The sequence below is a fragment of the Myceligenerans salitolerans genome (genome assembly GCF_017349295.1).
Taxonomy (GTDB): domain Bacteria; phylum Actinomycetota; class Actinomycetes; order Actinomycetales; family Cellulomonadaceae; genus Myceligenerans; species Myceligenerans salitolerans.
The window spans coordinates 177,034-200,764 of the sequence record NZ_JAFMPK010000019.1 but is presented as its reverse complement, the minus strand read 5'-3'; the positions used below and the strand labels follow the sequence as shown (position 1 = coordinate 200,764).

Sequence of the window (23,731 nt, the reverse complement as noted above, 5' to 3'; positions counted from 1 at the left end):
CGGCGTCGCCTCGTCCGGCGGAACGCCGGGTTACGCCGGGCCCGGCATGGTGGTGTCGGGCCGCGGACGAGGCCACAGCGCGATGACGAGGCCGGCCACGGCACTGACGATGTGGAGCCAGTTGTCCGCGACGTTGATGTTGAGGATGTTGATCTCCGGGTCGTCCACGGCGATCAGGCCGTAGACGAAGGCCGCACCGTAGCCGACGGCGAGCAGCCAGCCGAAGGTTCGTGCCCCGCCCGGGGTCGCCCACAGGGCCAACCCGAGGAGACCGATCAGGACGTGCACGATGTTGTGCAGGGGGTTGATCGCGAAGCCGAGCAGGGTCTGGCCGTCGTCGTGCTCGGCGAAGCCCTCGAACCCGGTGACGAAGAACCCCGCGACACCAACCAGGAGATAGACCGCGCCGATCGCCAGGGCGAGCCACTGGAACGGTGCTCGCGTGCGCGTGGTGTGCATGGATTGCGTCATGGCGCCTCTCCATTCTGAGTGGTGATCAGTACGAACAGGCTGTGCGGGAACCGATCCACTCGCAACCGCTCGTGCGGACCACCGGCGAGTTGCCAGTGGGCGTCAGCTCCCTACCGTGGGAGGCAGGTCCAGAACCGGGCCGACACCCGTGGAGCGACGCCGCGGAACGCCGACCCGTGGGCGACCGCGTCGTCCGGAACGGAGGATCGACATGACGTCACGCGAGAAGATCATCGACTGGCTGAACGACGCGCACGCGATGGAACTGGCCCTGGAGGAGAACCTGGTCCGCCACGCGAAGGATGCCGAGGGCGACGTGACGGTGCAGGCCCGGATCGAGCAGCACGTCGAGGAGACCAGGCGCCAGGCCGAGATCGTGCGCGGCTGCGTCGAGACCCTCGGCGGCGAGGTATCCGGCAGCAAGGACGCGTTCGCCAAGATGTTCGGGGCGATGCAGGGCATGGCCAACCGGCCCATGGCCGACACCATGGTGAAGAACGCGCTCGCCGACTACGCCGCCGAGCACTTCGAGATCGCTTGCTACCGGGCCCTCATCGACGCCTGCGAGGAGATCGGGGCCCAGGACGTGTCCGTCCGGCTCACCGAGATCCTGCGCGAGGAGGAGGCCATGGCCCGGTTCCTCGAGCAGAAGCTGCCGGGCGCGGTGCGGACCGCGCTCGCCGATGCCGCCTAGCAGAGACGCCGCCTGGCGCAGGAGGAATCATGGCTGACACATCACAGAGCAGAACCACCACCGATCACGACGAGATCCGCGAGTGGGTGGAGCAGAACGGCGGGAGTCCGGCGAGCGTTCGCGGTACGGCGGACGGCGACGACGCCGGCGTGCTCCGGATCGACTTCCCCGGCGGCGCCGGGGAGGAGCAGCTCGAGCCGATCAGCTGGGACACCTGGTTCGAGAAGTTCGACGACGCCGGGCTCGCGTTCCTCTACCAGGCGGAGCGTGCGGGCGGCGGTGGCAGCACGTTCTTCAAGCTCGTCCGGGAGGGGGCCTGAGGGCCGCGGACGCGGCCGGCGGCACCGCAGCCGGCTCAGGAGCGGGCGCGCGCTCCACCCACGAGGTCCTGAACGACCACCTGGAGTGCCGGCGAAGCCTCGATCTGGAGCGGGACCTGCGGCGCAACTACGCGGACGACGTCGTGATGCTGTCCTGGGGCGAAGGGGCGCACCACGGGCACGACGGGGTGCGCCTCCTCGCCGGCGTCCTGCGGACCTACCTGCCCGACGGCGGCTACCGGTACGACGACCTCAGGATCGTCGACGCGTACGGGCTGTTGCGCTGGTCCGGCAGCGGGCCGCGTGACGAGCGGCTGCGCGGTGTCGACTCGTTCGTCGTCGCGGACGGGCGGATCATCGCCCAAACCATCAGCTACGTGGCCGACTGAGCGGCGAGGAGGAGCGGCGATGGACACCGTCGGCACCTCGCTCGCCCACAGCTGTGACACCGACCCGGGCATCCGTCGCCGCCGGCGCGGCAAGGGGTTCACCTACGTGGACGAACGGGGTGCCAGGGTCACCGACCGGGAGACGCTCGCGCGGATCCGTGCGCTCGCCGTCCCGCCCGCCTGGACCGACGTGTGGATCTGTGCGGACCCGGCCGGCCACCTGCAGGCCACGGGCCGCGACGCGAAGAACCGCAAGCAGTACCGGTACCACCCCCGGTGGCGCGAGCACCGGGACGCCGCGAAGTTCCACGAGCTGGCCGGTTTCGGCGAGGCGCTCGTGCCGCTGCGGCGACGCGTGGACGCCGACTTGCGCTCACCCGGGCTGGAACAGGATCGTGTGATCGCCACCGTCGTGTGGCTCCTGGACGCGACGCTGATCCGGGTCGGCAACGACGAGTACGTGCGTTCCGGCGAGTCGTTCGGGCTGACCACGCTGCGGAACCGGCACGCCGCGATCGAGGGCTCCGAGGTCCGGTTCCGTTTTCCCGGCAAGTCCGGCGCGCCGCACGACGTCGTCGTGCACGACCGGCGGGTCGCGCGGATCGTCCGCCGGTGCCGCGAACTCCCCGGTCAGCAGCTGCTGCGCTACGTCGACGGCGACGAGGTCCGGAGCGTCGGCTCCCGTGAGGTCAACGACTACCTCGGCCGCGTGACCGCCGCCGACTACACGGCCAAGACGTTCCGGACCTGGGGAGCCAGCGCGGTGGCCTTCGGCCACCTGCGCCGGCTGACCCCGTCGAACGGACGCGAGCACGACACGCAACGCGCCGAGGCCGTACGGATGGCGGCCGGCCATCTCCACAACACCCCGGTGGTCTGCCGCAAGAGCTACATCCACCCCGCGATCCTCGCCGACGACCGCGGCGAGCTCGACGAGCTGATCGAACGATCCGGGGCCAACGCCGCCCGGACGTCGCGCTGGATGGACGCCGACGAGCGTGCCCTCCTGAAGTTCCTCACGGAGGCCGAACGCATCCACGGATCCGCGGCAGCCTGAGTCAGGAAGCGCCGCCCTCACGGCTCGTGCCGGTGAGGATCTCGGCCCCGTCCTCGGTGACGGCGATCGTGTGCTCGCTGTGGGCGGTCCGGCAGCCTGTCGCGCTGCGGAGCGTCCATCCGTCGGCGTCGGTCACGAGCCGGCTGGTGTCCGCCATGACCCATGGCTCCAGAGCGAGCAGCAGGCCGGGGCGCAGCCGGTACCCCCGGCCGGGCCGTCCGATGTTGGGGACGTGTGGCTCCTGGTGCATCGTCGACCCGATCCCGTGCCCGCCGAACTCGGTGTTGACCGAGTAGCCCGCCTCGGCGAGGGCGGAGCCGATGGCATGGGAGACGTCGCCGAGGCGCGCCCCCGGACGGATGGCGGAGATCCCGGTGGCGAGGGCGTCCTCGGTCGCGCGAATCAGGGCCGAGCTCTCGGGGGCCGCGGGGCCGCCCACCACGAAGCTGATCGCCGAGTCCGCGGCGATCCCGCCGAGCGAGACGGCGAGGTCCAGGGTCAGCAGATCGCCGTCGGCCAGCCTGTAGTCGTGAGGCATCCCGTGGAGCACGGCGTCGTTGACGGCCGTGCAGATGTGGTGGCCGAACGGCCCGCGCCCGAAGGAGGGCGCGTAGTCGACGTAGCAGGACGTCGCGCCGGCATCCACGATCATCTCCCTGGCCCAGCGGTCGATATCCAGAAGATTGGTGCCGGCCGTGCTGCGGCCCCTCAGGGTGCGCAGGGTGTCGGCGACCAGGGCGCCGGTGTCCCGGGCACGGGCGAGCTCGGCCGGGGTGAGAATCTCGATCATGTGAAACCTCGTCGTGTGACCAATAACTATACCGGGAAAACTATACCGTAAAACTGTACCGGTACTAGAATCGGCTCATGGTCAGGTTGCCGCTCACCCCCGCAGAGGTCGAACGTGGACAGCGTCTCGGTGCGCTCCTGCGCCGGGCCCGCGGCACGCACTCGATCCTCGAGACCGCGCTCGATGCCGGCGTCTCGCCGGAAACCCTCCGGAAGATCGAGTCGGGCCGCGTGGCCACTCCTGCCTTCCCGACCGTCGCGGCGGTCGCCGAGGTCCTCGGCCTGTCCCTGGACGCGGTCTGGGCGGAGGTCAGCGGGGCCGACGGTGACGCCCCAGCGGTGGGCAGGCGGCGCGACGCGAACGAGCGGATCGCCTCCTGAGCCTCGACGGCCCGGCGAGATCCACCCGCGTTCCGCCGTCTGGGACGATGCCCTCATGAACCGCACCGCGCTCGTCCGTCGTCCGAGCCCTCGTCTGGCGGACGGCCTCGTCACCCACATCGACCGGCGGCCGGTCGACGTCGACCTGGCTCTGCGCCAGTGGGAGGCCTACGTCACGGCGCTGCACGACGCGGGCTGGCAGACCGTCGAGGTGCCGCCCGCCGACGGCTGCCCCGACTCCGTCTTCGTGGAGGACACCGTGCTCGTGTACGGGAACCTGGCCGTGATCTCACGGCCCGGCGCCGACGAGCGCAAGCCCGAGACGGCCGGCACCGAGACGACGCTCCGGGACCTCGGCTACCGCATCGCGCACATCGAGGCGCCGGGCACGCTCGACGGCGGGGACGTGCTCAAGCACGACGGCACCGTCTGGGTCGGCCTCGGCGGGAGGACGAACCAGGCGGGCGTCGACCAGCTCGCCGCACAGCTCGAACCGCTCGGGGCCACGGTGATCGGCGTACCGCTCACCAAGGTGCTCCACCTCAAGTCCGCCGTGACGGCGCTGCCCGACGGGACCGTCGTCGGCTTCGAGCCGCTCGTCGACGATCCGTCGGTGTGGCCGCGGTTCCTGGCGGTGCCGGAGGAAGCGGGGTCCCACGTCGTGGTCCTCGACGGGGGTACCGTCCTGATGTCGGCCGGTGCGCCTCGCACCAAGGAACTCTTCGAGGCGCGCGGCCTGCGGGTCGTCGCGGTCGACCTGACCGAGTTCGAGAAGCTGGAGGGCTGTGTCACGTGCCTCTCGGTACGGTTGCGTGGCTGACGCGCGGCCGTCGTCCGGCCGCCACCGTCCCGGGAGAGTCCGGACGGGCCAGAGGTTAGATTGAAGTGCTCGCCATCACCGGTCGCACCGTGGAAGGTAAGGAGACGAACCACCTCATGACCGAAGTCGTCGAGACCGACCTGACCCCCGACACGACCGACGACGCCGCCAACTGGTGGCGCCAGGCCGCCGTCTACCAGATCTATCCGCGAGCCTTCGCCGACTCGAACGCGGACGGCATGGGCGACCTGCCCGGCATCACGAGCCGGGTGCCGTACCTGCGGGCCCTGGGCGTGGACGCCGTGTGGCTCAGCCCGTTCTACCCGTCGGCACTCGCCGACGGCGGTTACGACGTCGACGACTACCGCGACGTGGACCCACGCCTCGGGACGCTCGACGACTTCGACCGGCTCGTCACGGCGTTGCACGACGCGGGCCTGAAGCTGATCGTGGACCTGGTCCCGAACCACACCTCGGACCGGCACGTCTGGTTCCAGGAGGCTCTGGCCTCGCCCCGGGGCTCGGCCGCCCGGGACCGTTACATCTTCCGGGACGGTGCGGGTCCGAACGGGACCGAGCCGCCCGCCGACTGGACGTCGGTCTTCGGCGGGCCGGCCTGGGAGCCGGTCGGGGACGGGCAGTGGTACCTGCACCACTTCGCGGTCCAGCAGCCGGACCTGAACTGGGACAACGAGGAGGTGCGGGCCGACTTCCTGCACACCCTGCGGTTCTGGTCCGACCGCGGTGTCGACGGGTTCCGGGTGGACGTGGCGCACGGCCTCGCCAAGGACCTCGGTGACGAGCTGCTCAGCCAGGCCCAGCTCGACGCGTTCCCGAAGGAGGGCGAGCACCCGCTGTGGGACCGCGACGACGTGCACGAGATCTACGCCGAATGGCGCAAGGTCTTCGACTCCTACGACCCGCCCCGTACGGCCGTCGCGGAGGCGTGGGTGGCGGCCCATCGCCGCGCCCGCTACGCCAGTGCCCACGGGCTGGGACAGGCGTTCAACTTCGACCTCCTCGAGGCGGATTTCGACGCGAAGCAGTTCCGCGAGATCATCACCTTCAACCTCGAACTGGCCGAGGAGTCGGGCTCGTCCACGACGTGGGTGTTCTCCAACCACGACGTCGTCCGGCACCCCACTCGCTACGGCCTGCCGCCACGTGGTCCCGGCGTGGGCGCGGGCGGGGGTGATCACACCGCCGAGAAGCAGGGCCGCAGGTGGCTCCTCGCGCGCGGCGCCGAGCCGGTGCTCCGGCGCGAGCTGGGGCTGCGCCGAGCACGGGCCGCCACGCTGCTGGAGCTGGCCCTGCCGGGGTCGTCCTACCTCTACCAGGGTGAGGAGCTCGGGCTGCACGAGGTGCCCGATCTCCCCGACAGTGCCCGGCAGGACCCCACGTTCTTCCGCAGCCCCGGCGTCGACGTCGGACGGGACGGGTGCCGCGTACCGCTGCCGTGGACGAGCGAGGGAGTGTCGTTCGGGTTCGGCGACGCCCCCGCCGACCTGCCTCAGCCCGACTGGTTCGCGCAGTACGCGGTCGACGTCCAGGACGGCGACCCGGCGTCGACGCTGACCCTGTACCGCCGGGCGCTGGCCCTGCGGCGCGAGCTGCAGACCGGCGAGACGATGACCTGGCTCGAGACCGGGCACGACGACGTGCTCGCCTTCGTCCGCCCGGGCGGGTGGCTCAGCGTCACGAACTTCGGGGCCGGTGCCGTGGACCTGCCCGAGGGGGAGGTGCTGCTCACGAGCGCCCCTCTCGACGACGACGGCCGGCTGCCCGGCGCGACGTCGGCCTGGCTGCGGGCCTGACCTCAGTCGTCGAAGACGCTCCAGCAGATCGCTGACCGTCTCCGCTGGTCATCGAGCACGAGCTCCCGGATCTTGCCGGGGATCCGGGCGCGCTGCCAGTCCCGTTCGGCGCGGCGGGCCGCCTCGGCGCCGTCCTCGGCGGCCGGGTCGCCGCCCGAGGTGGCGTCGGCGACGGCGGCCCGGATCGCGTACGCCGCCGCGCCGAGCGCGTGGGCGGCGACGTGGGCCACCGGCGCCGCCTGCCCGGCGGCGAGCGCGGCGAACTTCGCGGGGTCGGGCAGGCCGCGCCCGGAGGCGTTGGCCGGGAACGCGGCCCGGTGCGCCTCGCGCATGCCCACCTCCCCGCGCGCCCAGGCGAGTCCGGTCTCGATGGCGTCGCGCGGGCGGGTGTCGTCCGGGCGGGCCTCCTCGAAGATCCCCAGCACGTGGTCCGCGCAGAGGGCCGCCCACTCCGCGAGCAGGTAGTGATCCTCGTCGGTCAGGGTCCCGCCGCGGCGCAGGGTGATCAGTCGGGGGTCCCGTTCGGCGGGCAGGATCGGCATGCGCTCATCCAACTACATCGTGTCGTGGCCGCTCCACCGCTGCCCTCGGCTCAGGGCCGGTCCGGGTGCTCGACATACGCCACGATGCCGTCGATGATCCGCGCCAGTCCGAACTCCAGTTCCGCGGACGGGTCCGCCGAGGCCTGGTACGCCATCCCCGCGGCGGCGCCCACGCGGCCGGAGAGCGGGTACTCGCGTCCCGCCATCAGCCTCCCGAGCTCCGGCGCGTTCGCCTCCCACCACTCCGCCTCGGACACGCCCGACGCCCGTTCGGCCCGTCGCATGCGCTCCTGAGAGCGGGCGATGCCGGCGGCGAAGCCCATGAGCACGGCCACGGTCTGGTCCATCTCCAGGTCGTCCAGGCCGATCCCGTCGACGCCGGAGAGCTGCCATTCGTACAGGTCCGACAGCCCCGGGCCGATCCCGTTCTGCAGCACCATCACGTCTGTCAGCCAGGGATGCTCGTGGCAGATCCCGTAGTGCGTGCGGGCGATGAGCGCGAGACGCGCGCGCAGGCCGCCGGGCATCGCCGGCAGGGGATGGCGCCGGAACACCTGGTCGGCCATGAGCGCCAGGAGCTCCTTGCGGCCGGGGACATAGGTGTAGAGGCTCATCGCGCCGATCCCGAGCTCCGTGGCCAGCTGCCGCATGGTGAGAGCGTCCAGCCCGTCGCGGTCGGCGACCTTGATGGCGGCGTCGACGACGTCGTCCACGGTCAGGCTCTGCCTGCGCCCGCGCCGTGGCTTCGGGGGCTCGTCGAGGCCGTGCCGCCACAGGAGGCGCAGGACCGGGTCGGGCTGAGGTGCCATGCACACCACGATAACTTTCACGTACGCCGTACGGAATAGATGCTACGGTAGGCGGGTTCGAAATCGTACGACGTACGAGAAAAGGAGCCGGCCATGCCCGCACCACCCCTGACCGCCCGTGGACTCCACAAGCGGTACGGCGAGACGACCGCCCTGGACGGCTTCGACCTCGAGGTCGAAGCCGGTGCCGTCCACGCCCTGCTCGGTCCCAACGGCGCGGGCAAGAGCACCGCCGTGGGCGTGTTCGCCACCCTCACGCGCTGCGACGCGGGGGAGGTCCGGGTCGCCGGCCACGACGTGCGCCGCGACGCCGTGGCCGTCCGCGCCGCCATCGGACTCGTCGGCCAGGGGACCGCTCTCGACGAGGTCCTGCACGGCCGCGAGAACCTCGTCATGTTCGGACGCCTCCACGGGATGGCCCGCCAGGCCGCCCGCGAGCGCGCCGACGAACTGCTGGAGGCGTTCGGGCTGGCCGACGCGGCGGACCGGAAGGTGTCCACCTACTCCGGTGGCATGCGCCGCCGGCTCGACATCGCGGCCGGCCTGATCCGCCGGCCCGCCCTGCTGTTCCTGGACGAGCCGACGACGGGTCTCGACCCGCGCGCCCGGAACGAGGTCTGGCAGGCGGTACGGGAGATCGTCGCCGCGGGCACGACCGTGCTGCTCACCACGCAGTACCTCGACGAGGCCGACCAGCTCGCCGACCGGGTCACCGTGATCGATCACGGCCGGGTCGTCGCCGAGGGGTCGCCGGGCGGGCTCAAGCGCCGCATGGGCGGCGACCGGGTGCTGGTCACCGCGCCCCTGGGCGTCGACGTGGAAGCACTCGCGTCGAGCCTCGGCGGGGTCGCCGAACCCGGCCTGCGCCAGGTGGTGGTCGAGGCGGGGCCGGAGGGCGGGGCCGCCGCGGTCACCGCCGTCGTGCGGGCGCTCGACACCGAGGGCGTCGTCGTCGACGACATCCTGCTGCGGCGCCCGACCCTCGACGAGGTGTTCCTGAGCCTCACCGGCACGGGGCCGACGACGGAGGCGGGTGTGCCGGTTCCCGGCGCCTCCCGGCCCGCCGAGCTCCACCCGGCGACCGAGGGAGGCCGCTCATGACCGCCGTCGCCGCGACGCTGCGCCAGAGCTGGATCATCACCCTGCGCGACCTCAAGCACTGGCAGCGCGAGCCGTGGACACCCGTCTTCTCCGTCCTCTTCTCCGTGATGCTCGTGCTCATGTTCGGGTATCTCCTGGGCGGGGCGATCACGATCCCCGGCGGGGGCGACTACCTGCCCTACCTGCTGCCCGGGATCTTCGCGCTGTCGATGATGTTCGGCATCGAGGCGACGATGACCGCCGTCGCGAACGACACGAAGAAGGGCGTCACCGACCGGTTCAGAGCGCTGCCGATCAGCGGGGCGGCGGTGCCCCTCGGCCGGGCGGGTGCCGACCTGCTGAACTCCGCCGTCGAACTCACCGTCCTGCTGGTGGGCGGCGTCCTCATCGGCTGGCGTGCCACGGGCGGCGTCGGGGGAACGCTGCTGGCGGTCGCCCTGTTGCTGTGGTTCCGGTTCGCGATGCTGGTGATCGGGGTGTTCCTCGGGCTCACCATCCGCGGCGAGGGCGGGGTGACGGCGGTCCAGGTGCTGGTGTGGCCGGCCGGGTTCCTGTCCAACGCCTTCGTGGCGCCCGAGTCGATGCCCGCATGGCTCGGGCTGGTCGCCGAGTGGAGCCCGCTGTCGGCGACGGCGGCCGCCTGCCGGCAGCTCTTCGGCAACCCCACGGGAGCATCGGGTGGGTTCGTCGCCGACAACGCGGTACTCCTCGCCGTCCTGTGGCCCGCGGTGCTCGTCGCGGTGTTCACGCCGCTCACGGCGCGGGCCTACCGGAGGCTGGCGCGGTAGGGCGCGCGCCGCGGGAGCCACCTGCTCAGATACGTGTCCGCCCGCTCGCGGTCCCAGCCGTGCGACTCCGCCAGACCCGCGCGGATCATCGCGAGGTAGGGCTCCGACGGCGCGGCGTGCGGGCTGGTGCCGGCGCGGTGCGGCGAGGTGAACGTGTACATCGGCAGCCCGTCGAGGGTGCCGACGTGGACCATCGTCTCGTAGCGGCCCGGGCCGGCGCGGTAGGAGCCCACGAACCCCCGGTTCAGCACCGCTTCGAGAGCACTGCCGGAACGGGGCTCGCGGTGCATCTCCTGCTCCGCGATGTCGGTCAGCTGAGCGACGGTGACCCGGTACGCGCGGGCCGCCGTCGGACCGGGGGAGTGGTGGTCGTAGAAAGCGGTCGCGCCCTCCCACGTCGTGGAGGCGCCCCAGAAGTACAGCCGCCCGGACAGCTCGACCGGCCGGTCCTCGGCCGGGGGCCGCGCATCGCGCGCCCCCGGCTGGGCCCGCAGCGCCCCGGGCGGGCGGCCCCCGGCCAGGTAGCAGTTCAGGCGCTCGCGGGACAGATTGGATCCATAACTGACATACCAGACCTCGCGCGAACTCATCGGCACGATTGTGCCCGACGGCGGCCGGGGGTCACGCGGCCCCCGGGCCGCGGCTCGGCTCGGGCAGCGGCTTCAGGCCGCACGCCGCCGCGAACCCGTCGGACTCGATCCCGAGGGCGACGTTCGTCCGTGTGGTCAGGTTCGCGAAGGCGATGACCGATGTCAGCTCGACCAGCGCGGCCGGGCCGAGCCGCTTCAGGAGGGTGTCGACCATCTCGTCGGTGACCGTCGGCTCGGTATGGGTCATGGCCTCCGCGTACGCGAGGACGTCCCGTTCGAGCGGCGTGAACACGTCGGACTCGCGCCACCGCGGGACCTCGCGTGCCTTGTCCATGTCGAGCTTCTTGTTGTGCGCCTCGAAGTAGTTGAAGTCGAGGCACCAGGAGCAGCCGACGAGCGACGCGACGGCCATGTGGGCGAACGTCTTCAGACTCTCGTCGCAGGCGTCCCACTTCTTGATCTTGCCGCCGAGCCCCGCGGTCGACCTGAGGACGCGCTGGTTGTGCCAGAGCACGCCGAGGCTGGCGGGCACCGTACCCAGCGCCTTCCGCGCGAACCGCTTGACGACGGCGCCCTGGAAGCCGGTGATCTCGGCCGGTGGAACACGAGTGCTGGTCATGGTTGTCTCCCTCTTCTCGCTCTTTCCCACCACGACACCGGCCGCGGCCGGCGTGTGACAGGTGGGAGGCGCGGGTGACCGGTGTCACTCGCGTACCGGTGGAACGACGCGACACGGAGGCCGGGAGGCCCGGGGTGTCGCCGGGACGGCCTGGCGCAAACCTTGTGTGCTGGTCATAGACTCGCAGTCGAAGCGTTGTCCAGAGGTTGAAGGTGATGAGAGTGGTCCAGGGTCGGGTGATCCGATATGACGAGGTGCGCGGATACGGGTTCGTCGCGCCGGACGAGGGCGGGGACGACGTGTTCCTGCACGTGAACGATCTCGAGTTCGACAAGCGGAAGCTCGTCGTGGGGGCCGTGGTGGAGTTCGACACCGAGGAGGGGGACAGGGGTCCGAAGGCATCGCAGGTGACGCTCGTGTCGACACCGGTGGCCCAGCCCCAGGCGGTCGCCGCGGCGACGGGCAACGGGGCGGCGACGGTCCTGACCGGCCCCCCGGCACCGACGATCGTGCTGCCCGACACGGGGGCCGACGACGGCGACTCCGTCACGAGCCGCCAGCTCACGGCCGAGGTGACCGAGATGCTGCTCGCCGGCGTCCCGACCCTGACCGCGGAGCAGGTGGTGCTCACCCGGCAGGCGGTCGTCGCCCTCGCCACGGCACATGGATGGGTGAACGACCCGGCGTGACCCGGCGCCGGCCCGCGGGTGGGCCGGCACTCCGAGCCTGTGGCGGGATGCCGTCAATTGTGGCGGAATCCCGCCACACCCATGTATCAGGCTGTTGGCGTGTTTCCGCAATGTTTCGTCGCGCGGTGCTTGTGGACACGGGTGCTACCAGGCAATATCGAGTCGGTAACGATCGGTTGGTGCGAGGAACCAGGTGGGCGACGCTCGGTTCCGGGCTGAGTAACGTGAGCGGAAACCATGACGTGGGCCACTTCATGCGAAGGAGCGTGATGAGCCTTCGCGGTGGGCTGGACGGCCCTCGGCCCGCGCCATTTTCCTGAGGAGGAACATTGAAGATCAGGCGACTGAGCGCCGCGATCGCGGCGGTGGCCAGCGGTGCGCTGCTCTTCTCGGCGTGCTCGAGCCCGCTGGGTGGCGAGGAGACCACGGGCGAGACGGAAGGCGGCTCGGTGGAGGCCGACGGCCCCTGCAAGGCCGACCTCGGCGACGTCACCACGGCTGACGGCGATATCAAGGTTGCGAACGAGCAGGAGCTTTTCGCCTACAACGGGCTGACCTCCGACACGTACTCGACCTACAACAGCGCCATCCTTGACCGGATGCAGGGCTCGTTCTACTACTTCGGCACCGACGGCACCATCTGCCACGACGACGCCTGGGGCTCGTACGAGGCGCTGAGCCCGACGGAGATCCAGTACACGCTCAGCGACGAGGCGACCTGGTCCGACGGGACGCCCATCACCTACGCAGACTACCTGCTCGACTGGGCCACCCAGGCGATCACGAAGGACGTCGCCGTCAGCGACGACGCCACCGAGGAGCCGCTGTTCAACCACGTCTCCGGACTGACGCTGGGTGACTACGTCCCCGAGGGCCCCGAGGCCGACTCGGCCGACGCCAAGCAGTTCACCTACAACTACGAGCGGGTCAACGCGGACTGGGAGATCCTGGTCTCCACGGCGCTTCCGGCTCACGTGGTCGCCGAGCAGATCGGCGTCACGACCGAGGAGCTCGTCGACGCCATCCACAACCTCGACGCGGACGTGCTCGAGGACGCCGCGGAGTTCTGGAACGAGGGCTGGCTCCTCGACAAGCCGGGTGAGCTGCCCGACCCGGCGCTCACGCCGTCGAGCGGCCCGTACATGTTCGCCGAGGGCGGCTGGTCCGCCGGCCAGTCCGTCACCCTGACCGCCAACCCGGACTACTGGGGCCCGGCGCCGGCGACCGAGACGCTGACGTTCCGGCAGATCGCCGCCGACGGTCAGATCCAGGCGCTGCAGAACGGCGACCTCGACGTGATCCAGCCGAACGGCCCGGTCGTCGACACCGTCACGCAGCTCGAGGCCCTGGGCGACTCGGTCAATCTGGAGACGGGCCAGACCCTGATCTGGGAGCACCTCGACTTCAACTTCCGCGAGGGCAGCGCGTTCGCGGACGACGCGGGAGGCCTGGCCGCCCGCGAGGCGTTCGCCCTGTGCGTGCCGCGCCAGAAGATCGTGGACGACCTGATCAAGCCGATCGACTCCACCGCCGTCGTCATGAACGCGCGCGAGGTGTTCCCGTTCCAGGACAGCTACGAGGAGGTCACCTCCGCGTCCTACGACGGCCGGTACGACGAGGTCGACGTCGAGGCCGCGCAGGCGAAGTTCGCCGAGTCGGGTCTTGAGGAGGGCACCGAGATCCGGATCGGCTACCTGGACGGCAACCCCCGCCGTACGGACACGGTCGCCGCGATCAAGGCGTCGTGCGACGAGGTCGGCTTCGACATCGTCGACTCCGGCTCCCCCACGTTCTTCGACGAGGAGCTGGGCAACGGTGACTACGAGGTGGCCCTGTTCGCCTGGGCCGGCTCCGGCCAGATCACCTCGGGCGAGAACATCTACTCCACGCCGGGCGGCCAGAACTACGGCGAGTACTCGAACGAGACGGTCGACGACGCGTGGAAGACCCTCACGGAGTCCACGGACCCGGCCGTGCACACCGAGCAGGTGAAGACGATCGAGAAGGAGCTGTGGGACACCCTGTTCGGTATCCCGCTGTACGCCCACCCGGGCGTCGTCGCCTCCAGCTCGTCGGTGAACAACGTCCGCGCGACGGCCACGCAGGGTGGCGTCTCGTGGAACGCCGAGCAGTGGGCGCGCGCGGAGTGACCCGCCGCTGATCCCACCACCTGCGGGGAAGGGAGCACCTGCTCCCTTCCCCGCAGGCATGTCTTTCCGCTCTCCACCCCCTGTCCGCCTGTCGGCGGCCGCCTGCGAAGGGTCATGAACCCGTGTTCCTCTTCATCCTGAGACGCACACTCGCGTCCGTTGTCGTCCTGCTGCTCTCATCAGTGCTGATGTTCTGGCTGACGGTGAACTCCGGAGATCCTCTGGCCGATCTGCGCGGATCGAACGCCGACAACGCCCAGCAGCTCATGGACGCCCGTGTCGCGACGATGAACCTCGACCTGCCGTGGTACGAGCGGTACTGGATGTGGCTCGACGGTGTGGCCGGCTGCTTCACGGGATCGTGTGACTTCGGGGTCAACCGCAGCGGGCAGGACGTGCTCTTCCTGACCGGCCTCGCGGCGCAGTCCACCCTGCGCCTGGTGACCGCGGCCACGCTGATCGCGATCGTCGTGGGAGTGGCCCTGGGCATCCTCACCGCGATCCGGCAGTACTCCGGGTTCGACTACGGCGTGACGTTCGCGGCCTTCCTCTTCTTCTCGCTGCCGGTGTTCTGGGCCGCGGTGCTGCTCAAGGAGTTCGGCGCGATCCGGTTCAACGACTGGATCGCAGGCGGCCAGCTCGGGCCCGTCACGATCCTTCTCCTCGCGGCGGTGATCGCGGTGGCGCTACCCGCGGTCCTGGGCGGCACCACCCGGCGCAAGGTGGTCACCGGCGGTGCGACGTTCGCCTTCGTCGTCGTGGTGCTGTTCCTGTTCAACCTGCTGGACTGGTACCGGAACCCGATCTCCGGTCCGTTCACGGCGCTCGTCGCCGCCGGGGGTGCGGCGGTCCTGGTCACGGCCGTGGTGGCGGGCATCCGGAACCGCCGGGCCTTGTACGCGGCGCTGACCACCGCCGTCGTCGGCGTCATCGCCTACGCGGTCCTCGCCTTCACGCCCCTGCTGGCGGACCCCTCCTGGCTGGGTCTGTTCGGTCTGTTCGTGGTGGCGATCGCCGTCTCGCTGGTGATCGGCCGGCTCTGGGGCGGGTACAACAAGAAGCAGGTCATGCTCGTGACCGGCGTGACGGGCGCGCTCACGTCCCTGATCGTGGTCGCCGACATCCTGATCGGCTACTGGGCGCGCTTCCTCGGCCTGAAGTCTCGGCCGATCTCCACCATCGGCGCGCAGACGCCGAACTTCACCGGTGACTTCTGGGAGCGCCTCATCGACTACGGCACCCAGCTCATCCTCCCGACCGCCCTGCTCGCGCTGGTCTCCATCGCGACCCACTCCCGGTTCACCCGGTCGTCGATGCTCGAGGTGCTCAACCAGGACTACGTGCGTACCGCGCGGGCGAAGGGACTCTCGGAGCGCGAGGTCGTCGTCAAGCACGCGTTCCGGAACTCGCTCATCCCGATCACGACCATCGTCGCCTTCGACTTCGCCGCCCTGATCGGCGGTGCCGTCATCACCGAGACGGTGTTCGGCTGGCAGGGGATGGGGCAGTTGTTCATCACGGGACTGCGGCAGGTCGACCCGGCCCCGGTGATGGCGTTCTTCCTCGTCACCGGGACGGCCGTGGTCGTGATGAACCTGCTCGCCGACCTCGCGTACGCGTCCCTCGACCCGCGGATCCGGCGCTGACCCGCCGATCGGGAGGAGAAAACTCATGAGTGAATCACCGAAGAGCGGCGCCGGGAGCGACGCCCTGCTCGCCGCGGACCAGGAACTCGTGCCCGAGGCCAAGTCCTACAGCGCCAACCAGATCGTGCTGCGGCGCTTCCTCAGGCACCGGGGCGCCATCGCCGCCATGGTGGTGATGGCCGTCGTCATCGTCGTGGCCTTCTCGTCGATCGGGGTCGGCGCGATCCCGGGCTGGTGGGACAAGGACATCACCACGGCGTACGACAAGATCGGCACCGGAGCTCCGACGTGGGAGCACCCGTTCGGCCAGGACACCATCGGCAAGGACTACTTCGCGCTGACCATGCGCGGAACACAGATCTCCCTGTTCATCGCGTTCGGCGTCGGGATCATCTCCACGCTGATCGGCACGCTGATCGGCGCGATCGCCGGGTACTTCCGCGGCATCGTCGACTCGCTGCTGATGCGGCTGACCGACGTCGTCATCATCATCCCGCTGCTCGCCATCGCGGCGGTGCTCGCGCGGATGTCGGAAGGCGACCTCAACCTGCTGATCCTGGCGCTGGGCGTGCTCGTCTGGACCAGCCTGGCGCGGCTCGTGCGTGGTGAGGTGCTGTCGCTGCGCGAGCGGGACTTCGTCATGGCGGCCCGGGCCGTCGGCACGAGCCCGGGCCGGATCATCGTCCGGCACATCCTGCCCAACACGGTGGGCGTCATCACGGTGTCGGCCACCCTGACGATCGCGACGGCGATCCTGCTGGAGACCAGCCTGAGCTTCCTCGGGTTCGGCGTGCAGGCACCCGACGTCTCGCTCGGCTCGCTGATCTCCGACTACCAGGGCGCCTTCCTCTCCCGGCCGTGGCTCTTCTGGTGGCCGGGCCTGATGATCCTCGCGATCGCCCTGTCCGTGAACTTCATCGGCGACGGTCTGCGCGACGCGTTCGACCCCCGGCAGACCAGCACCAAGGAGTGACACCGTGACCACACTCGACATCTCCACCTCCGGTGCTACCGAGACCGCCGGGGACGCGGTCCTCTCGTTCGAGGGGCTGACCGTCACGTTCCGGACCCAGTTCGGCGAGGTGCACGCCGTCAAGGGCATCGACCTCGACGTGCGGCCCGGTGAGGTCGTCGCCCTCGTCGGCGAGTCGGGCTCCGGCAAGTCGGTGACCTCCACGACCGCGCTCGGGCTGCTGCCGGGCAACGCCCGTGTCAGCGGCACGGTTCGCGTGGGCGGGCAGGTCGTCGGTTCGCTGGACAAGGCCGGCCTGCGCCGGCTGCGCGGGAACGACGTCGCCATGGTGTTCCAGGAGCCCATGACGGCGCTCAACCCCGTCCTCACCATCGGTGACCAGCTCACCGAGGGCCTGCAGCTGCACGGCATCGCGTACGGCAAGGAGGCCGAGGCCCGCGCCGCCGAACTGCTGCGGATGGTGGGTATCCCCGAACCGGAGCGCCGGCTCAAGCAGTACCCGCACGAGCTGTCCGGTGGTCAGCGCCAGCGTGTCGTCATCGCGATGGCCATCTCCTGCGACCCGACGGTGATCATCGCCGACGAGCCCACCACGGCCCTCGACGTCACCGTGCAGGCCGAGATCCTGGACCTGCTGCGCTCGCTCACCGAGAAGCTCGACACGGCGATCCTGCTGATCACGCACAACATGGGCGTCGTGGCCGACATGGCCGATCGCGTCGCCGTCATGTTCAAGGGCGACCTCGTGGAGACCGGCACCGTCGACCAGGTGCTGAACCACCCACGTCACGAGTACACCAAGCGGCTGCTCGCGGCCGTGCCGCACCTGGGCGAGGGGCCGGGCCAGTTCGGTGACGTCACCCCGCCGGAACCGGTACCGGGGGAGGCCGCCGCGCTCGATCTGCGGAACCTGGTCATCGAGTACCACCGGATCGGCAGGCCCGCGTTCCGGGCCGTCGACGACGTGACGTTCCACGTCGACCCGGGCGAGATCGTCGGCCTGGTGGGCGAGTCGGGCTCCGGCAAGTCGACGATCGCCAAGTGTGCCCTCGGGCTGATCCCGTCGCGTTCCGGCTCCGTCTCGATCCTCGGGCAGGACTTCCGGAACACCCGGGGGCGCAGGCTCAAGGAGCTGCGCAAGCGCATCGGCGTGGTCTTCCAGGACCCGGCGGCGTCGCTCAACCCGCGGTTCCCGATCGGTGACCTCATCGCCGAGCCCCTCGTCGTGCACCAGGTGGGTGACGCCCGCTCGCGCCGCGAGAAGGTCATGGAGCTGCTGGACGCCGTCGAACTGCCGCCCGCGGTCTACAACCGGTACCCGCACGAGCTGTCCGGCGGGCAGCGTCAGCGTGTCAGCATCGCGCGGGCGCTGACGCTGGAGCCCGAGCTGCTCGTGGCCGACGAGCCGACGTCGGCCCTCGACGTGTCCGTGCAGGCCAGTGTCCTGAAGATGTTCACGTCCCTGCAGGAGCGGTACCGGTTCGCCTGCCTCTTCGTCAGTCACGACCTGGCCGTGATCGACCTGCTCGCGCACCGCGTCGTGGTGATGCAGAACGGCGAGATCGTGGAGCAGGGCGCACGGGAGGAGGTGCTGCGCAACCCGCGGGAGGACTACACGAAGCGTCTCCTGGCCGCGGCGCCGGTGCCCGACCCGGGAGAGCAGCGCCGCCGGCGCGAGGCACGCCACGCGCTCCTGACGTCACTCGGCGAGGAGTCGGCGGAGCTCCACCTCTGATCACGCGGCCGCCACCCGTGCCAGGCACCGCCTGGCACGGGTGGCGGGCTCGTTACCCTGCCACGGCGGGGAAGATCCGCACCTGGCCCGCCGGAAGCGGCTCCGCGGCCTCGCCCCACTCGGCGCTCTCCCGCGACCAGACCCGGTCCGCCACCTGGACCTCGACGACGTTCGTCTCCGCCGCGGTGGCGACGGCCCAGTGCGCCACGGCCCAGCCGCCGCGCGTGGCCTCACCCGGGGTCAGCGGCGTGGCGTCGACCTCGACGACCGCCGTGCCCGACGACGTCGTGCCCGAGGGGCCGAGCCCCAGGTCGCGGCCGAGTCGCCCGACCACCACGTCCAGCGCGGGCGCCGGTGCCAGCAGGGCGTCCTCGTCGACCGGCGCGATCTCGCAGGTCAGTGACGCGGGCGAATGGCCGGTCAGGCTCGACGCCCAGGCGCGGGAGCGGACCTCGTGACGCGCGTACGCCTCGGGATAGGCCGACCGCTGCACCGCCTGCGCCGCGTCGGTGATCTCCATGGTCTCGTAGCCGTCGATCTGTTCCAGGCCGTCGTAGAAGGCGTTGGTGGAGTACACCGGGTCGAGGATCTCCTCCTCGCTGCCCCATCCCTGCGACGGTCGCTGCTGGAACAGCCCGAGCGAATCACGGTCGCCGTAGGTGATGTTGATGAGCTTGGACTCCTGGAGCGCCGTCGCGAGGCCGATCGTCGCGGCCCTCGCGGGCAGGCCGCGCCGGACCGCCGTCTCCGCGATCAGTGCGGCGTTGTCTGCCTGGGCGGGTGAGAGGTACCAGTCCGTGCCGTCCAGTTCCGCGGCACACCGCTCGGTCAGCGGCGCGGTGCCCGACAGGTGGTTCAGGAGCAGTACCACCCCGGCCGTCGCCGTGGTGCCCACGATCGCCGTCGCGACCAGATACTTCAGGGCACGCCGCACGGGGCGGCGCCGGGGCACCGTGGTGCCACCGGGGGCGCTGCCGCCAGCATCGCCGGGCGAGCGGGTGAGCAGGACCATGCGAACCTTCCGGGACGGCCTCGAACGAGACGGCCCAGTTTAGAACGTGGATCCTGCGCGTTCCTCCAGGTTCGGTGAGTTTCCCGGCCGTGCGTTGGTCAGTTCTTGTGGAGAGCCTCGTTCAGCTCGACACCCGTACCGGCGCGGTCGATGACCTCGACCGTCCCCGTGGTCGAGTTGCGCCGGAACAGCAGGTTGGACTGCCCGGCGAGCTCCACGGCCTTGACCGTCATGCCGCCGCGCAACGTGACCTTGGTGCCCGCCGTGACGTACAGGCCCGCCTCGACCACGCAGTCGTCGCCGAGCGGGATGCCGAGCCCCGAGTTAGCGCCCAGCAGGCAGCGCTCGCCGAGCGAGATGACCTCCTTGCCGCCACCCGACAGGGTCCCCATGATGGAGGCACCGCCACCGACGTCGGACCCGTCGCCCACCGTCACGCCCGCCGAGATCCGGCCCTCGACCATGGACGAGCCGAGGGTGCCGGCGTTGAAGTTCACGAAGCCCTCGTGCATCACCGTGGTGCCCTCGGCCAGGTGCGCGCCCAGGCGCACCCGGTCGGCGTCGGCGATGCGCACGCCGGACGGCAGCACGTAGTCGGTCATCCGCGGGAACTTGTCCACGCCGTACACCGCGACGGGCCCGCGGGCCCGGAGGCGCAGCCGCGTCGTCTCGAAACCCTCGACCGCGCACGGTCCGGCGCTCGTCCACACCACGTTGGTGAGCACGCCGAACAGCCCGTCGAGGTTCACGGCATGCGGCCGCACGAGCCGGTGCGAGAGCAGGTGGAGGCGCAGGTAGCCGTCGGCGGCGTCCTTCGGGCCCGTGGACAGGTCCGCCACGACGGTCACGACGCGGGTGGTCACGCCGCGAGCGGCGTCGTCCCCCTGCAGTGCGACCAGATCGGCCGGCGGCTCTGCCGCGGCCGAGCCCTCGGCCGGCGGCTCCCCGAGCGCGGGAGCCGGGAACCAGGTGTCCAGGACGCTGCCGCCTGCGGCGATCGTGGCAAGGCCGTGACCCCAGGCGGTGGTGGGAGCGGTCGACGTCATGGCGCCCAGCTTAGGCGAGCAGCCGGCACCGGCCCGTCGTCGTCCACCACCCGAACGCCCGCCCGGCCCGGCGCCACGGCCGTCCGCCGCGGCCGGCGGGACGGCGCTCCCGGGCGCGCCGGGCATAGCCTCTGCCCTGTGACCGCATTCGACGAAGCCCTCCTCGCCCCCGACTCCGACCTCGTGGGCCTCACCGCCGCGATCTGCGACATCCCGTCCGTCTCGGGCGACGAGGCCGCTCTCGCCGACGCGATCGAGGCGACCCTGCGTGCCCGCCCGCATCTCGAGGTCCACCGGGACGGGGACGCGATCGTGGCGCGGACCGGCTTCGGACGGGACCGCCGGGTCGTCGTCGCGGGGCACATCGACACGGTGCCCGTCGCGGACAACCTCCCGACGAGGCTCGAGGCGCGGCCGGACCGACCGTCCGGCGGCGAGGACGCGCCGCCGGAGGGCCCGCTGCCGGAGGGCCCGCTGCCGGAGGGGGTGGGGCCGGAGGGGCCGGGGGACGGCGGATCGCGGCCGCGTGACGAACGCGTCCTCTGGGGCCGCGGCACGGTGGACATGAAGGGTGGCGTCGCGGTCGCCCTCGCGCTCGCCTGTGAGCTCGGGACGCCGGGCAGGGTACCCGCCGTCGACGTCACCTGGGTGTTCTACGACCACGAGGAGGTCGAGGCGGCGCGCAACGGCCTCGGCAGACTCGCGCGCAACGACCCCGGCCTGCTCGACGCCGACTTCGCCATCCTCGGCGAACCGAGCAACGCGGGGATCGAGGGGGGCTGCAACGGCACCATGCGCGTCGAGGTCCGCACCCGCGGCGTCGCGGCGCACTCCGCCCGCTCCTGGACCGGTGTGAACGCCATCCACGGCGCCGCGGACGTGCTCGCCCGGCTGGCGGGCTACCGGCCCCGCACCGTCACGGTGGAGGGCCTCGACTATCGTGAGGGACTCAACGCCGTGGGTATCCGCGGCGGGATCGCGGGGAACGTCGTCCCCGACGAGTGCGTGGTCGAGGTCAACTACCGCTTCGCCCCGTCACGCGGGGAGGCCGAGGCCGAGCGGCACCTGCGCGAGGTCTTCGAGGGTTTCGACGTGACCGTCACCGACTCGTCGCCGGGGGCCCGCCCCGGGCTCGACGCGCCCATGGCCCAGGACTTCGCGGCCGCCGTGCTCGCGGTCACGGGCGGCGAGCCGCGGCCGAAGTACGGCTGGACCGACGTCGCCCGCTTCGCGGGCCTGGGGATCCCGGCGGTCAACTTCGGGCCCGGCGACGCCCTCCTGGCCCACAAGGACGACGAGCACCTCCGCGTCGCGGAGCTGGCGGCCTGCCGCGACGCCCTGCGCGCGTGGCTGCTCGGCTGAGGTGCGCGAGGCCGTCTGCCGCCTCGCCCGCCGCCACGCCCACCGCCGCCCGGACCACCGCCGTCCGTCGTCGCCGGCACGCGGGCGGGATAGGTTTGCCGTATGAGTGACGACGGAGTTCCGCAGCGAGGACGCGGCTACCGGAAGGGCCCCGTGCTGCTGCGCGGCAACCAGATCCCGCTGGAGACCACCGACCAGCGCCTGCTCGCCAAGGGCGCACAGGCCGACTGGGTGCACTCCGACCCGTGGCGCGTGATGCGGATACAGTCCGAGTTCGTGGAGGGCTTCGGCGCGCTGGCCGAGATCGGCCCGGCCGTCTCCGTGTTCGGCAGCGCCCGCACCGACCCGGAGCACCCCGACTACGCCCGGGCCGAGGAGATCGGACGCCTGCTCGTCGAAGCCGGCTACGCCGTCATCACCGGCGGCGGCCCGGGCATCATGGAGGCCGCCAACAAGGGTGCCCACGAGGCCGGCGGCGTGTCCGTGGGCCTGGGCATCGAGCTGCCGTTCGAGCAGGGCGTGAACGAGCACGTCAACCTCGGTATCAACTTCCGCTACTTCTTCGCGCGCAAGACGATGTTCGTCAAGTACGCCCAGGGGTTCATCGTCCTGCCCGGCGGGTTCGGCACGTTCGACGAGCTCTTCGAGGCCGTGACCCTCGTGCAGACACGCAAGGTCACGAGCTTCCCGCTGGTCCTCTTCGGATCCGACTACTGGGGCGGCCTGCTGGACTGGGTCCGCACCGCCGTCCTGGACCGCGGCATGATCTCCGCGCACGACCTCGAGCTGCTGCACGTCACCGACGACCCGGGCGAGGCCGTCGAGCACGTCGTCGAGAAGGGCGCCGTCCTGGCCGACGAGAGGCGCGCCCAGGCGGCGCTCGCCGCCGAGGAGCAGGCCGCCGCGGGTTCCGCGTGAGCGGAACGGCCCCCCGTCCCGCGGGGACCGTCCGGGCAGCGGACGCCGTTCCCCCGGGGTCGGCACCGCTCGTGCTGCGGGGGCGTGAGCTCGGTCGCGAGGGCGGCGCCGTGCGGCCCGTGATCATGGCGGTGGTCAACCGCACCACCGACTCGTTCTTCGCCCCCGCCCGGTTGCCCGACGACGACGCCGCGCTCCGCGCCGCGGAGCGGGCGCTCGCACAGGGCGCGGAGATCCTCGACGTCGGCGGAGTGCGCGCGGGCGTCGGTCCCGACGTCGACGAGGCCGAGGAGCTCCGGCGGGTACTCCCCGTCGTCGCACGGGTCCGCACCGAGCTCCCGGAACTCCTGGTCTCGGTCGACACCTGGCGCTCCGGCGTGGCACGCGCCGCCGTCGAGGCGGGCGCCGACCTGATCAACGACACCTGGGCGGGCCACGATCCCGCGCTCGTGGAGGTCGCCGGTGCGGCGGGGGTGGGCGTCGTCTGCTCGCACACCGGCGGCGCCACCCCGAGAACCGATCCCTGGCGCGTGGAGTACTCGCCGTCCCCGGCGCCCGGCGGGCCGAGCGACGAGACCCCCGGCCTCGACCCGCGGGACGGCGTCGTGGACGACGTCCTGGCGACGCTGCGAGCGGCCGCCGAGCGGGCCGTGGCCGCGGGGGTGCCGCCGTCGTCGGTGATCGTGGACCCGACGCACGACTTCGGGAAGAACACCTGGCACTCGCTGCACCTGCTGCGTCGCACCGCGGCGCTGGCCGCACTCCGGTTCCCGCTCCTGATGGCGCTCAGCCGGAAGGACTTCGTGGGCGAGACGCTCGACCTGCCGCCCGGTGAGCGCCTGGAAGGCACGCTCGCGGCGACGGCGGTGGCGGCCTGGCTCGGGGCGCGGGTGTTCCGTGCGCACGACGTCGGCGCCACGCGACGGGTCCTCGACATGGTGGCCGCGCTGCGCGACGAGGCACCTCCCGCCGCGGCTCTTCGTGGCCTCGGCTGACCCCCGGGGACCAGCGCCGAG

At 71.4% G+C, this 23,731-nt stretch carries 25 protein-coding genes; 17 read left to right on the top strand and 8 right to left on the bottom strand.

Going from position 1 to position 23,731, the window contains the following annotated elements:
• Positions 1 to 30: 30 nt before the first annotated feature.
• Positions 31 to 471 (bottom strand): DUF4383 domain-containing protein, encoded by a 441-nt coding sequence (locus J0911_RS02950; RefSeq protein ID WP_207273948.1) that lies wholly within the window; start codon positions 469 to 471, stop codon positions 31 to 33.
• 211 nt (positions 472 to 682) lie between these two features.
• Here J0911_RS02950 and J0911_RS02945 point away from each other — a divergent pair, with 211 nt between their 5' ends.
• The 4 genes from J0911_RS02945 to J0911_RS02930 all read left to right on the top strand — a co-directional run bounded on the left by J0911_RS02945 (position 683) and on the right by J0911_RS02930 (position 2,931).
• The gene (locus J0911_RS02945; protein WP_207273946.1) at positions 683 to 1,165 is read left to right on the top strand and encodes a DUF892 family protein; all 483 of its coding nucleotides are present in this window, start codon (positions 683 to 685) and stop codon (positions 1,163 to 1,165) included.
• Between the two features lie 29 nt (positions 1,166 to 1,194).
• A complete protein-coding gene (locus tag J0911_RS02940) occupies positions 1,195 to 1,485 on the top strand; it encodes a hypothetical protein (RefSeq protein WP_207273944.1) in 291 nt (96 codons plus the stop codon).
• A gap of 143 nt (positions 1,486 to 1,628) precedes the next feature.
• Positions 1,629 to 1,874: a nuclear transport factor 2 family protein gene (locus tag J0911_RS02935; protein WP_207273942.1), complete on the top strand. Its 246-nt coding sequence runs from the start codon at positions 1,629 to 1,631 to the stop codon at positions 1,872 to 1,874.
• 19 nt (positions 1,875 to 1,893) lie between these two features.
• Positions 1,894 to 2,931: a DNA topoisomerase IB gene (locus tag J0911_RS02930; protein WP_207273940.1), complete on the top strand. Its 1,038-nt coding sequence runs from the start codon at positions 1,894 to 1,896 to the stop codon at positions 2,929 to 2,931.
• 1 nt (position 2,932) lies between these two features.
• Here J0911_RS02930 and map read toward each other — a convergent pair whose 3' ends face one another.
• Complete coding sequence (gene map / locus J0911_RS02925; RefSeq protein WP_207273938.1) at positions 2,933 to 3,721, bottom strand: type I methionyl aminopeptidase; 789 nt, start codon at positions 3,719 to 3,721, stop codon at positions 2,933 to 2,935.
• A gap of 77 nt (positions 3,722 to 3,798) precedes the next feature.
• On the opposite strand from map, the gene J0911_RS02920 reads away from it, so the two are divergent.
• The 3 genes from J0911_RS02920 to J0911_RS02910 all read left to right on the top strand — a co-directional run bounded on the left by J0911_RS02920 (position 3,799) and on the right by J0911_RS02910 (position 6,735).
• Complete coding sequence (locus J0911_RS02920) at positions 3,799 to 4,101, top strand: helix-turn-helix domain-containing protein (protein WP_207273936.1); 303 nt, start codon at positions 3,799 to 3,801, stop codon at positions 4,099 to 4,101.
• 55 nt (positions 4,102 to 4,156) lie between these two features.
• Entirely contained in the window at positions 4,157 to 4,921 is a 765-nt protein-coding gene (ddaH, locus tag J0911_RS02915) for a dimethylargininase (protein ID WP_207273934.1), read from the top strand.
• A gap of 116 nt (positions 4,922 to 5,037) precedes the next feature.
• Positions 5,038 to 6,735 carry a glycoside hydrolase family 13 protein gene (locus tag J0911_RS02910; RefSeq protein ID WP_207273932.1) on the top strand — a complete coding sequence of 566 codons (1,698 nt, stop codon included), beginning with the start codon at positions 5,038 to 5,040 and terminating at the stop codon, positions 6,733 to 6,735.
• Between the two features lie 2 nt (positions 6,736 to 6,737).
• On the opposite strand, the gene J0911_RS02905 is transcribed toward J0911_RS02910, so the two are convergent.
• Together J0911_RS02905 and J0911_RS02900 are read right to left on the bottom strand one after the other, a co-directional pair.
• Positions 6,738 to 7,277: a putative immunity protein gene (locus J0911_RS02905; RefSeq protein WP_207273930.1), complete on the bottom strand. Its 540-nt coding sequence runs from the start codon at positions 7,275 to 7,277 to the stop codon at positions 6,738 to 6,740.
• A gap of 50 nt (positions 7,278 to 7,327) precedes the next feature.
• Positions 7,328 to 8,086 (bottom strand): TetR/AcrR family transcriptional regulator, encoded by a 759-nt coding sequence (locus J0911_RS02900; RefSeq protein ID WP_207273928.1) that lies wholly within the window; start codon positions 8,084 to 8,086, stop codon positions 7,328 to 7,330.
• A gap of 93 nt (positions 8,087 to 8,179) precedes the next feature.
• On the opposite strand from J0911_RS02900, the gene J0911_RS02895 reads away from it, so the two are divergent.
• Together J0911_RS02895 and J0911_RS02890 are read left to right on the top strand one after the other, a co-directional pair.
• Entirely contained in the window at positions 8,180 to 9,187 is a 1,008-nt protein-coding gene (locus J0911_RS02895; protein WP_207273920.1) for an ATP-binding cassette domain-containing protein, read from the top strand.
• Positions 9,184 to 9,975: an ABC transporter permease gene (locus tag J0911_RS02890; protein WP_207273913.1), complete on the top strand. Its 792-nt coding sequence runs from the start codon at positions 9,184 to 9,186 to the stop codon at positions 9,973 to 9,975. The genes J0911_RS02895 and J0911_RS02890 overlap by 4 nt, the downstream gene beginning before the upstream one ends.
• Here J0911_RS02890 and J0911_RS02885 read toward each other — a convergent pair.
• Both J0911_RS02885 and J0911_RS02880 read right to left on the bottom strand, forming a co-directional pair.
• Positions 9,954 to 10,565 (bottom strand): histone deacetylase, encoded by a 612-nt coding sequence (locus J0911_RS02885; RefSeq protein ID WP_207273912.1) that lies wholly within the window; start codon positions 10,563 to 10,565, stop codon positions 9,954 to 9,956. The genes J0911_RS02890 and J0911_RS02885 overlap by 22 nt on opposite strands.
• A 31-nt stretch (positions 10,566 to 10,596) precedes the next feature.
• Positions 10,597 to 11,184, bottom strand: coding sequence for a carboxymuconolactone decarboxylase family protein (locus J0911_RS02880; protein ID WP_207273910.1), 588 nt, complete (start codon positions 11,182 to 11,184; stop codon positions 10,597 to 10,599).
• Positions 11,185 to 11,399: 215 nt separating this feature from the next.
• Between J0911_RS02880 and J0911_RS02875 the strand changes: the two genes are divergently transcribed.
• The 5 genes from J0911_RS02875 (at position 11,400) to J0911_RS02855 (ending at position 18,377) form a co-directional block, all read left to right on the top strand.
• Positions 11,400 to 11,873, top strand: coding sequence for a cold shock domain-containing protein (locus J0911_RS02875; protein ID WP_242636172.1), 474 nt, complete (start codon positions 11,400 to 11,402; stop codon positions 11,871 to 11,873).
• Positions 11,874 to 12,202: 329 nt separating this feature from the next.
• Positions 12,203 to 14,023, top strand: a complete 1,821-nt coding sequence (locus J0911_RS02870) for an ABC transporter substrate-binding protein (protein WP_207273908.1) — start codon at positions 12,203 to 12,205, stop codon at positions 14,021 to 14,023.
• Between the two features lie 122 nt (positions 14,024 to 14,145).
• Complete coding sequence (locus J0911_RS02865) at positions 14,146 to 15,669, top strand: ABC transporter permease (protein ID WP_207273906.1); 1,524 nt, start codon at positions 14,146 to 14,148, stop codon at positions 15,667 to 15,669.
• Positions 15,670 to 15,694: 25 nt separating this feature from the next.
• Positions 15,695 to 16,642, top strand: a complete 948-nt coding sequence (locus J0911_RS02860; protein WP_207273905.1) for an ABC transporter permease — start codon at positions 15,695 to 15,697, stop codon at positions 16,640 to 16,642.
• 4 nt (positions 16,643 to 16,646) lie between these two features.
• Positions 16,647 to 18,377, top strand: a complete 1,731-nt coding sequence (locus J0911_RS02855) for an ABC transporter ATP-binding protein (RefSeq protein WP_207273903.1) — start codon at positions 16,647 to 16,649, stop codon at positions 18,375 to 18,377.
• A gap of 52 nt (positions 18,378 to 18,429) precedes the next feature.
• On the opposite strand, the gene J0911_RS02850 is transcribed toward J0911_RS02855, so the two are convergent.
• Both J0911_RS02850 and dapD read right to left on the bottom strand, forming a co-directional pair.
• Entirely contained in the window at positions 18,430 to 19,329 is a 900-nt protein-coding gene (locus tag J0911_RS02850) for a hypothetical protein (RefSeq protein WP_207273990.1), read from the bottom strand.
• Between the two features lie 158 nt (positions 19,330 to 19,487).
• The gene (gene dapD / locus J0911_RS02845) at positions 19,488 to 20,435 is read right to left on the bottom strand and encodes a 2,3,4,5-tetrahydropyridine-2,6-dicarboxylate N-succinyltransferase (protein ID WP_207273901.1); all 948 of its coding nucleotides are present in this window, start codon (positions 20,433 to 20,435) and stop codon (positions 19,488 to 19,490) included.
• A gap of 138 nt (positions 20,436 to 20,573) precedes the next feature.
• Between dapD and dapE the strand changes: the two genes are divergently transcribed.
• From dapE to folP, 3 genes are all read left to right on the top strand, one after another.
• A complete protein-coding gene (gene dapE, locus J0911_RS02840; protein ID WP_207273900.1) occupies positions 20,574 to 21,797 on the top strand; it encodes a succinyl-diaminopimelate desuccinylase in 1,224 nt (407 codons plus the stop codon).
• Positions 21,798 to 21,899: 102 nt separating this feature from the next.
• Positions 21,900 to 22,715 (top strand): LOG family protein, encoded by an 816-nt coding sequence (locus J0911_RS02835; protein ID WP_207273899.1) that lies wholly within the window; start codon positions 21,900 to 21,902, stop codon positions 22,713 to 22,715.
• Complete coding sequence (folP, locus tag J0911_RS02830) at positions 22,712 to 23,710, top strand: dihydropteroate synthase (RefSeq protein WP_207273898.1); 999 nt, start codon at positions 22,712 to 22,714, stop codon at positions 23,708 to 23,710. The genes J0911_RS02835 and folP overlap by 4 nt, the downstream gene beginning before the upstream one ends.
• The last annotated feature ends 21 nt before the right edge of the window (positions 23,711 to 23,731 follow it).